This is a genomic window from Nocardioides sp. NPDC087217, assembly GCF_044744805.1.
Taxonomy (GTDB): domain Bacteria; phylum Actinomycetota; class Actinomycetes; order Propionibacteriales; family Nocardioidaceae; genus Nocardioides.
This window is the reverse complement of sequence record NZ_JBIUZB010000002.1, coordinates 1169492-1177691: the sequence shown is the minus strand read 5'-3', so window position 1 is coordinate 1177691 and position 8200 is coordinate 1169492. Positions and strand designations below refer to the sequence as shown.

6 protein-coding genes are annotated in these 8200 nt (G+C 71.0%); 4 read left to right on the top strand and 2 right to left on the bottom strand.

Annotation, left to right across the window (positions count from 1 at the left end; all coding sequences use genetic code 11):
* Positions 1 to 109 precede the first annotated feature (109 nt).
* Positions 110 to 1144 (bottom strand): LacI family DNA-binding transcriptional regulator, encoded by a 1035-nt coding sequence (locus ACIO3S_RS13080; protein ID WP_160022844.1) that lies wholly within the window; start codon positions 1142 to 1144, stop codon positions 110 to 112.
* Between the two features lie 240 nt (positions 1145 to 1384).
* On the opposite strand from ACIO3S_RS13080, the gene ACIO3S_RS13075 reads away from it, so the two are divergent.
* From ACIO3S_RS13075 to ACIO3S_RS13060, 4 genes are read left to right on the top strand one after another with little or no spacing between them, the layout of a single operon-like run.
* A complete protein-coding gene (locus ACIO3S_RS13075) occupies positions 1385 to 2665 on the top strand; it encodes an ABC transporter substrate-binding protein (protein ID WP_400463940.1) in 1281 nt (426 codons plus the stop codon).
* A gap of 43 nt (positions 2666 to 2708) precedes the next feature.
* Entirely contained in the window at positions 2709 to 3650 is a 942-nt protein-coding gene (locus ACIO3S_RS13070) for a carbohydrate ABC transporter permease (protein ID WP_400463937.1), read from the top strand.
* Positions 3647 to 4498, top strand: coding sequence for a carbohydrate ABC transporter permease (locus ACIO3S_RS13065; RefSeq protein WP_400463934.1), 852 nt, complete (start codon positions 3647 to 3649; stop codon positions 4496 to 4498). Before ACIO3S_RS13070 ends, ACIO3S_RS13065 begins: the two co-directional genes overlap by 4 nt.
* On the top strand, positions 4495 to 6927 hold the full coding sequence (locus ACIO3S_RS13060; protein ID WP_400463931.1) for a beta-glucosidase: 2433 nt from the start codon (positions 4495 to 4497) through the stop codon (positions 6925 to 6927). Before ACIO3S_RS13065 ends, ACIO3S_RS13060 begins: the two co-directional genes overlap by 4 nt.
* On the opposite strand, the gene ACIO3S_RS13055 is transcribed toward ACIO3S_RS13060, so the two are convergent.
* Positions 6924 to 8117 (bottom strand): ROK family protein, encoded by a 1194-nt coding sequence (locus ACIO3S_RS13055; RefSeq protein WP_400463928.1) that lies wholly within the window; start codon positions 8115 to 8117, stop codon positions 6924 to 6926. The two genes, ACIO3S_RS13060 and ACIO3S_RS13055, sit on opposite strands and share 4 nt — an antisense overlap.
* Positions 8118 to 8200 lie beyond the last annotated feature (83 nt).

The following is an 8200-nucleotide window of genomic DNA, read 5'->3' as shown; positions in this document are numbered from 1 at the left end:
CCCCCCCCCCCGCCCCCCGCCCCCCCCCCCCCCCCCCCCCCCCCCCCGCCCCCGCCCCCCCCCCCCCCCCCCCCCCCCCCCCCACTTCTGCGATCTCGGCGAGCCAGAACTACGGTTTCTTCGGCGGCGCCGTGCTGCTGCGCTCGACCAGCTCGGCGGGCAGCCGCAGGTGGCGCTCGGTCTGCTTGCCTTCCAGCAGCTCGAGCAGGAGCCCGAGAGCGGCCCGGCCCATCTCGTGGAGCGGCTGGGCGACCGTGGTGAGCGGGGGAGTGGCGTCGCGGGCCTCGGGTACGTTGTCGAAGCCGATCACCGAGAGGTCCTCGGGCACGCGCAGGCCCAGCGAGCCGGCGACCTCGATGACCTTGATCGCGGAGATGTCGTTGGCGGCGAAGATGGCGGTCGGGCGCTCGCCGGCCGGGAGCGAGAGCAGCTCGCGAGCCGGCGCCTCGGCGAGCTCGGGGTGGTAGCCGCCCACCCGGATGAGGTCGGGGGAGACGCTGAGACCGGCGTCGTGAAGAGCCTCGCGGTAGCCCTGCTCACGGAGTCCGGCGGAGCGGAGGTCGGGGCGCCCACCGAGGAACCCGATGCGCCGGTGGCCGAGCCCGATCAGGTGGTCGACGGCGAGCCGGGCGCCGGTGATGTTGTCGGCGTCGACGGTCATCGGGCCGTCCGGCCCGGTGTGGGGGTCGATCGCGACGACCGGGATGGTCGTCTCGTCGGTGATGATCATCGACGGCGTGACCACGATCGCGCCGTCGATCAGGGTGTGACCGAGGCGGGAGAGCGAGCGGCGCTCCCAGCCGGTGTGGTTGTGGGCGCCGGTGCGTCCGGCGTGGGCCAGCAGCTCGTAGCCGGTGCCGTCCAGGGCCGCCGAGATGCCCTTGAGGAGCTCGGCGGAGTACGGCTCGAACTCGGCCACGAGCACGCCGATCACGCCGGTGGACTTGCGGCGCAGGCTCGAGGCGATCAATGAGGACTGGTAGCCGAGCTCGTCGATGACCGCGAGCACCTTCTCGGCCGTCGCCTCGCTGACGCCGTAGCGCTCGTTGATCACCTTGGAGACGGTGGCCACCGAGACGCCGGCTTCGCGAGCCACGTCGGTGATGGTCACCCGGCGCGGGCGTGGCTGATCGAGCGTGCTCATGCCGCCGCCTCCGTAGCGCAAGCTCGATCGTACGGATGCGGCGGCCTGAGGCCTGTGGTCACTCGCTGGCGCTCGCTCATGGCCCGACAGTAGCCCACTCGGGCCAAGTTCGATAACCATCTACGAAAACGTTATCGACAACGATTGACAGAGGCCCCTGGCAAGCGCCATGCTCAACCCCGACGATGTGGCGGCAGTCACATACCCATACATCCAGAGCTGTGACGAAGAGGTCCCAAGATGTCGAGGAAGACACAAGCGCTCGCCGCGCTGTGCGCCGGATTGATGATTGCCGCCACCGGTTGTGGCGGCTCGGGCGACTCCGGTGGCGACGACAAGACCATCACCTGGTGGCATAACTCCAACAACGACCCCGGCAAGGGGTACTACGAGCAGGTTGCGAAGGACTTCGAGAAGGCCAACCCCGGCATCGACGTCAAGGTCCAGGCCTTCGCCCACGAGGACATGCTGACCAAGCTCGACGCCGCGTTCCAGAGCGGCGACGTCCCGGACGTCTACATGGAGCGTGGCGGCGGCGAGCTCGCCGACCACGTCGAGGCCGGGCTCACCCGCGACCTCTCCGAGGACTCCAAGGACATCATCGACCAGATCGGTGGCAGCGCCGCCGGCTGGCAGGTCGACGGGAAGACGTACGCCCTGCCGTTCTCCATGGGCGTGGTCGGGTTCTGGTACAACACCGAGCTCTTCGAGAAGGCCGGGATCACCGCGCCCCCGACGACCATGGAGGAGCTGTACGCCGCGTTCGACAAGCTCGACCAGGCCGGCATCACCCCGGTCTCGCTGGGCGCCGGCGACGGCTGGCCGGCCGCGCACTACTGGTACTACACCGCACTGCGCGTCTGCTCCCAGGACGTGCTCGAGAGCGCGGTCGCCGACCTGGACTTCTCCGACCCGTGCTTCATCGAGGCGGGTGAGACGGTCGAGGAGATCGTCGCCCAGAAGCCGTTCAACAAGGGCTTCCTCTCCACCCCGTCGCAGACCGGGCCGACCTCGGCCAGCGGCCTGCTGGCCACCGGCAAGGTCGCCATGGAACTGGCCGGCCACTGGGAGCCCGGCGTGATGCAGGGCCTCACCGAGGACAAGAAGGGGCTGGGCGACAAGACCGGCTGGTTCCCGTTCCCGGCCGTCGAGGGCGGCGCGGGCGACCCGGCCGCGCAGCTCGGCGGCGGTGACGCCTGGGCGGTCTCCGAGGGAGCGCCCGACAAGGCCGTGGACCTCGTGAACTACCTGCTCTCCGACGAGGTCCAGAAGGGCTTCGCCGAGAACGACATGGGCCTGCCGACCATCCCGGCGGCCGGCTCCTCGGTCAAGGACCCGGCACTTGCCGAGCTCCTGAAGGTGCGCGACGAGTCACCGTTCGTGCAGCTCTACTTCGACACCGCCTTCGGTGAGTCCATCGGCGGTGCGATGAACGACGAGATCGCGCTGCTGTTCGCCGGCAAGGCCACCCCTGAGGACGTCGTCACGGCGACCCAGGAAGCCGCGGACAAGGAGAAGTGAGCATGGCTGACCGAAGCACGCCCTCGGGAGGCACGGTCGCCTCGTGAGCTCTGAAGCAACTACCGGTGCGGTCACCTCGGGGCGACCGCACCGGTCACGAGACGGCTGGCGTCAGTGGGCGGAGATCGCGTTCTTCGTCACCCCGGCCCTGGCCCTGATGGCCCTGTTCGTCGCCTGGCCGATCCTCACCGCGGCGCGGTTCTCCCTCTACGACTGGAAGGGCCTCGGTCCGCTCGACGACTTCGTCGGGTTCGAGAACTACGCCGAGGTGCTGGCCGACAGCGTCTTCCGGGACGCGGTCGCCCACAACATGATCATCGTGGTCGGCTCGATCGTCGTGCAGCTGCCCCTGGGCGTGGCCATCGCGCTGCTGCTCAACCGCAAGATGGCGGGGCAGGGGGTGCTGCGGACGCTGATCTTCGTGCCGTACGTCCTGGCCGAGGTCATCGCCGGCGTCATCTGGTTCCAGCTGCTGCAGCCCGAGTACGGCCTGGTCGACGCCCTCATGAACGGGATCGGTCTCAGTCCGCCCGAGGAGGGCTGGCTCGGCACCCCGGAGGTCGCCCTGTGGGTGGTGCTCGCGGTGCTGACCTGGAAGTACCTCGGCCTGGCGGTCCTGCTGTTCCTCGCCGGCCTGCAGGGTGTCTCCGAGGAGCTCTACGAGGCGGCACAGCTCGACGGTGCCAGCTGGTGGCAGACGCAGTGGCGGATCAGCATCCCGCTGCTCGGCCCGACGATCCGCACCTGGTGCTTCCTGTCGATGATCGGCTCGATCCAGTGCTTCGACATGATCTGGGTCCTCACCGGCGGTGGTCCCGCCGACGCGACGACCACGATGGCGACGTACCTGATCGACGAGGGCACCAACCGGCACAACTACGGCATCGCCGGGGCCGCGTCGGTGGTCCTGTTCGCGATCGCGTTCGTGATGGCGCTGGTCTACCAGCTGGTCGTGCTGCGCCGAGACACCAAGGAGGCGGCATGAGTGTGACGACGAACCTGGCGCCGCGCGGCAGGCGCGGCGGCAACAACGTGCTGGTCTATCTGGTCTCGCTGATCGTCGTGGCGATCACCGTCGGGCCGGTGCTCTACGGCGCGATGGGCGGCTTCCGCACCAACGCCCAGCTGGCCGAGAAGCCGACCGGGCTGCCCGACCCGTGGGTCACGTCGAACTACGCCAGCGTGCTGAGCGGCGGGTCGTTCTGGACGTACGCGATCAACTCGACGGTCATTGCGGTCATCACCACGGTGGTCGCGGTCGTCTTCGGGGTGATGGCCGCCTATCCGCTGGCGCGCTACCGGTTCAAGGGCCGCGAGGCGCTGTTCATGGTCTTCGTGCTCGGCCTGCTCTTCCCGGCGGCGGTGGCGGTGATCCCGCTGTTCATCCTGGTCACCCGCGACTTAGGGATGGGCAACACCTGGTGGGGCGTGGCGCTGCCGCAGGCGGCGTTCGCGCTGCCGCTGACGGTGGTGATCCTGCGGCCGTTCCTGATGGCGCTGCCGCGCGAGCTCGAGGAGGCGGCGCTGATCGACGGCGCCTCGCGGATCGGTGTCTTCTGGCGGATCATGCTGCCGCTGTCGATGCCGGGGGTGATCACGGTGGCGGTGCTCGCCTTCGTGACCTCCTGGAACGCCTACATCCTTCCGCTCCTGCTGCTGCAGGACGACATGCGCACGCTGCCGCTCGGGGTGGCCGACTTCTCCACCGAGCACTCCGCCGACACCGCCGGTGTCCTGGCGTTCACGACGATTGCGATGATCCCCGCGCTGGTGCTGTTCCTGGCCCTGCAGCGGCGGATCGTCTCCGGACTGCAAGGAGCGGTGAAGGGATGACGGAAGCTCAGGAGCGAGCCCAGGAGCAGGCCCAGCTGCGTGCCTGGCCGCAGGTGTCGACGCGGGTGCGCGAGCTGCACGCGCGGATGAGGCTCGAGGAGAAGCTGGCGCAGCTCGTCGGCTTCTGGATCGACCACGGCGACGAGGTCGTCGCGCCGCTGGCCGACGAGATGAGCGCCGGCGCGCCCGAGCGGCTCGCCGAGGTCACCGAGCACGGCATCGGCCACTTCACCCGTGTCTACGGGACCCGTCCGGTCGAACCGGCCGAGCGGGCGGCGTGGTTGTGGGAGGAGCAGCGCCGGCTGCTGCGCGAGACCAGGCTGGGCATCCCGGCCCTGGTCCACGAGGAGTGCCTCACCGGGCTGGCTGCCTGGAAGGCCGCCTGCTTCCCGACGCCACTGGCCTGGGGCGCCGCCTTCGACCCCGACCTCGTCGAGGAGATGGCGTCGCTGATCGGGTCCTCGATGCGTACGTTGGGCGTGCATCAGGGCCTCGCGCCGGTGCTCGACGTGATCCGGGACCCGCGCTGGGGGCGCACCGAGGAGGCCATCTCCGAGGACCCCTACGTGGTCGGGACGGTCGGGACCGCGTACGTCCGGGGGCTGCAGTCAGCCGGCATCCAGGCGACGTTGAAGCACTTCGTGGGCTACTCCGGCTCGCGGGCCGGACGCAACCACGCGCCGGTCGCCGCAGGCCCGCGCGAGCTGGCCGACATCTTCCTGCCGCCCTTCGAGATGGCCGTCCTCGACGGCGGTGCACGGTCGGTGATGAACGCCTACAACGACGTCGACGGCATCCCCATGGCCTCTCACACCCAGCTGCTCACCGGGCTGCTGCGCGAGGAGTGGGGCTTCGACGGAACGGTGGTGGCCGACTACTTCGCGGTCGCCTTCCTCGCCCTCATGCACGGGGTCGCGGCGGACCGTGGCCACGCCGCCGCGATGGCTCTGGAGGCCGGGATCGACGTCGAGCTGCCCAGCGGCGACGCGTTCCTGGAGCCCCTGGCCGCGCTGGTCCGGGCCGGCGAGGTGGACGAGGCGGTCATCGACCGTGCCGTTCTGCGAGCGCTGGCCGCGAAGGAGGAGCTGGGGCTGCTCGACGAGGAGTTCACCGCCGAGCCCCCGACCGACATCGACCTGGACACGCCGGCCCACCGTGACGTGGCCCGCCGCCTGGCCGAAGAGTCGGTGGTCCTGCTGGCCAACGACGGCACCCTCCCGCTCGCTCCGGCCGCCACCAGGCTCGCGGTGATCGGGCCCAACGCCGACCGCGCTGAGGCGCTGATGGGGTGCTACTCCTTCCCCAACCACGTCCTCGCTCACCATCCCGACGTCGCGCTCGGGATCGAGGTGCCGACGATCGCGGACGCGCTGCGGGCCGAGCTGGTCGGCGCCGAGATCGAGGTCGTCCAGGGCTGCGAGGTCGAGGGCACCGACACCGCCGGGATCGCGGCCGCCGTCGAAGCGGCTCGACGGGCCGAGGTGGCCGTGGTCGTCGCCGGCGACCAGGCCGGCCTGTTCGGCAAGGGCACCGTGGGGGAGGGCAACGACACCGAGTCCCTCGATCTGCCTGGCGTCCAGCGCGAGCTGGTTGAGGCCGTGGTCGCCACCGGGACCCCGACGATCCTGGTGCTCGTCACCGGCAGGCCGTACGCCATCGGCTGGGCGCTCGACGGCCGAAGCGGAGCTCGAGGCGATCAGAATGGCGCCACCCGTCCCGCGGCGGTGCTGCAGACGTTCTTCCCGGGCGAGGAGGGCGGACCCGCGATCGCCCGCGTCCTCACCGGCGCCGTCAACCCCTCCGGGCGGCTGCCGGTGACCCTGCCGCGCTCTGCCGGGGCCCAGCCCTACACCTACCTGCACCCCATCCTCGGCGGCCCCTCCGGGGTGACCTCCGCGGACTCCACGCCGGTGCGGCCGTTCGGCTTCGGGCTCTCCTACTCCACCTTCTGCTACAGCGGGCTCTCGGCAGACCGCTCGGTCGAGGCCGGCGGCACGTTCGGGGTGGAGGTGACCGTCACCAACCTCGGTGATGTCGCCGGTGTGGACGTGGTCCAGCTCTACGGTCGCGACCTGCTGGCCTCGGTGGCCAGACCGGTCTCGCAGCTGCTCGGCTACCAGCGGGTCGCGCTGCGGGCGGGCGAGTCGGCGACGGTCCGCTTCGAGGTGCCCACGACCCGGCTGGCCTTCACCGACCGCGGCCTCGTCCGGGTCGTCGAGCCCGGTGAGGTCGAGGTCTGGGTCGCCGCCTCAGCGGGCGAGAAGGTCGCCACCGGCGTCGCCGAGGGCATCGACGAGCTCTCCGACGTCGAGGTGGCGTCCGCCGCCGGCGAGTCGGGCATCGACAAGGCGCTGGTCACGGTCACCGGTGACGTCCACCGGGTCAGCACCGCTGACCGGCGGATCACGACGGTGACGGTCTCGCGCTAGGAGCGCTGGGCGGCTTGCCGGGCGAGATGGGCGGCGGGGTCGGCGATCACGCGGCGTACGACGGTCCCGGCCGCTCCGCGCACGGCGGCGTCGCTGCCGAGCCCGGAGACCAGCAGCCGGGGCGGTTCGACGGCACCGGTGTGGTGGCTGATCGAGGCCGCGGTCGCCGCGGTCAGCCAGGGCGCGAGCGTGGCGAACGCGCCACCGAGCACGATCGCGGTCGGGTCGAGGAGGGTGATCACCGAGGCGAGCGCGACTCCGAGGTGCCGTCCGGCGTCGGCGACGGCGTCGAGCGCCGCCTGATCGCCCGCCTCGCAGGCCCGGGTGAGGTCGGCCATGGTCGCCACCTGCGCGCGGGCGAGGATCTCCTGCTGCCCGGCCATCCGCTCCAGGCAGCCGTGGCCGCCGCAGCCGCACCGCGGGCCGTCGGGGGCCACCACGACATGGCCGAGCTCGCCGGCGCCCGCATGCGCGCCGCGGAAGACCTCGCCGCCGATCACGATGCCGCCACCGATGCCGATCTCGCCGGAGACGTGCACGAAGTCGCGCAGGGGAGCGCCGTCGTGCTCGTGACCGCCGAACCACATCTCGCCGAGAGCCGCCAGGTTGGCCTCGTTCTCGACATCGACCTGGAGCCCGGTGCCCTCGCCGACGGCGTCGGCGAGGTCGACCCGGGCCCAGCCCAGGTTGGGCGTGCGTACGACGGCGCCCTCGACGGTCAGCCCGGGCACCGCCACGCAGGCTCCGGACAGCGGCAGACCCTGGGAGGTGGCGCTGCGGGCGGCAGTGCGGGCCAGATCGATGACGTCGGCGACCACCTCGTCGACCTCGCGGCCGCGGTTGTCCCGGCGTACGACATGGTGGTAGCGCGGCACGCCGGTCAGGTCGGTCACCACGGCAGCCAGGTAGTCGACGTTGACCTCCAGGCCGAGGCCGGCGACGCCTCCGGGAGCGAGGTTGAGCGCCGTGGCGGGCCGGCCGCGCTCGGTCGCAGCCGGGGCGCTCTCCTGGATCAGGCCGGCGGAGATCAGATCGGACACCAGCCCGGATACCGACGACTTCGTCAGACCGGTGCGCGCAGCGACCTGCGCCCGGGAGACCGGGCTGGTGCGGGCGACCTCGCCGAGCACGAGCGCGAGATTGCTCGCCCGCATCCCGGCATGCTGGGAAGGCTCGGTTCTGACGGTCATGCACGGGATTAGACCAAGTTCTGAACTTTAGGTCAAGCGACCCGCTTTCAGGTGTCCAAAGGGTTGACAATGTGACGGCCGTC